This is a genomic window from Vogesella mureinivorans (assembly GCF_007644035.1).
In the GTDB taxonomy this organism is placed as follows: domain Bacteria; phylum Pseudomonadota; class Gammaproteobacteria; order Burkholderiales; family Chromobacteriaceae; genus Vogesella; species Vogesella mureinivorans.
The window spans coordinates 1-320 of record NZ_VMTV02000479.1 but is presented as its reverse complement, the minus strand read 5'-3'; the positions used below and the strand labels follow the sequence as shown (position 1 = coordinate 320).

At 36.6% G+C, this 320-nt stretch carries 1 protein-coding gene; it reads left to right on the top strand.

Annotation, left to right across the window (positions count from 1 at the left end; genetic code table 11):
• Positions 1 to 47: 47 nt before the first annotated feature.
• Positions 48 to 320, top strand: a 273-nt coding sequence (locus tag FLQ44_RS13505; protein ID WP_206208878.1) for a transposase family protein, incomplete at its 3' end; no start/stop codon positions are given.

The following is a 320-nucleotide window of genomic DNA, read 5'->3' as shown; positions in this document are numbered from 1 at the left end:
TAGGGAGTAAAGCCCGATGGTGATTGACACATAGGGCGCATTTATTATTGACTATAGACAGAAAAAAGAGCTGTCGGGATACATTTACAGTTATGAGCAGAAAAAAGGAAATCAAACTTCTAACGGAGCTTCTGAATATAAAGGGAATAAAAGTAATTTCACAGCGTCAGCATGAAGGGATTGGGATAATTTTACAGCTTGAGCCAAGTGAAAAAGAAAGTGTGTGTCCTCGTTGTCAAACAAAAAGTCATAGAGTCCATCAAAATCATCGATATATAGTTAAAGATTTACCTTGGGGAGAAAAACCAGTATTTTTAGAG